Origin of the sequence: Alteromonas antoniana (assembly GCF_019249295.1) — a bacterium.
GTDB lineage: Bacteria > Pseudomonadota > Gammaproteobacteria > Enterobacterales > Alteromonadaceae > Alteromonas > Alteromonas antoniana.
In genome coordinates this window covers 1-933 of record NZ_JAESDH010000081.1, presented here as the reverse complement: position 1 = coordinate 933, position 933 = coordinate 1, and the positions used below count along the sequence as shown (strand labels likewise).

Here is a 933-nt window from a genome sequence, read left to right as displayed (position 1 = left end):
GTTAGCTACCCAGTTTTGACTTTGGAGTAACATGAGATTTTTCATTTTATTAGCATTAGCATGTTGCTGTATTGAATCCAAAGCAGTAGTCATGCGTCATGATATTTCAGTGGAAAGATATCATGTTGAAAAAATGCCAGATTACATAATTGATTTACCCCATGAAGGACATGGAGCATTGATAGCTAAACAATGGATCGTCACAGTAGCACACACTATTTTCTATGATTATACGGGAGCTATCCTAAATATTGGCTCCCAAGAATATCAAGTAGAAAAAGTATATATACATCCTAACTACTTAAAGCCCAGAAAGGAAATACTAAGCGGAGATATGATGCCGCTGATGCAAGTTTTGAAATCAAGTAGCGATATAGCTCTGATAAAAATTTCCAAACCTGTCTCAAATGTCATACCGATTTCTCTTTATTCAAAATCTGACGAAAAAGGTAAAATTCTAACGGTCTTTGGCAAAGGTGCTACTGGAAATGGATTAATCGGTGAAAATTTAGATACTAAAGCGCTTCATCAGCCAAACAGATTTCAAAATGTGGTAGAAAGTGCAAACGGTAAATGGTTATCGTTTAAATTTGATTCACCGCACAATGCTCTTCCGTTGGAGGGAATGCAAGGCTCGGGAGACAGTGGCGGTGCGTCTATTATTTATCAAAACGGCATTCCCTATCTCGCTGGGTTATCTAGTTGGCAATTTGCAACTGGGGATATGTCTACATTCAAAGGCGGTTTGTATGGAACAACTGCTTATCAAACCAGAATATCTAATTACTACAATTGGATTAAAGGCGTAGTGGGTAGCTAACAAACTGCTGTAGGCGCTCGCAGGCTCGCTGGGACGCAAACACATGGGCTGCGTCGCTTCGCTCCTAATTTTAGCCCATGTGTTTCCGCCCCTAAGCAGGGCGTTAGCTGCCA

At 40.3% G+C, this 933-nt stretch carries 1 protein-coding gene; it reads left to right on the top strand.

The genetic code is table 11. From position 1 onward, the window contains the following. Positions 1-31: 31 nt before the first annotated feature. Positions 32-820, top strand: a complete 789-nt coding sequence (locus JKP77_RS22150) for a trypsin-like serine protease (RefSeq protein ID WP_218313341.1) — start codon at positions 32-34, stop codon at positions 818-820. Positions 821-933 lie beyond the last annotated feature (113 nt).

Bases quoted from the DNA above. Each gene is read 5' to 3' on its own strand.
- JKP77_RS22150 (WP_218313341.1), top strand. From the start codon at position 32: ATGAGATTTTTCATTTTATTAGCATTAGCATGTTGCTGTATTGAATCC.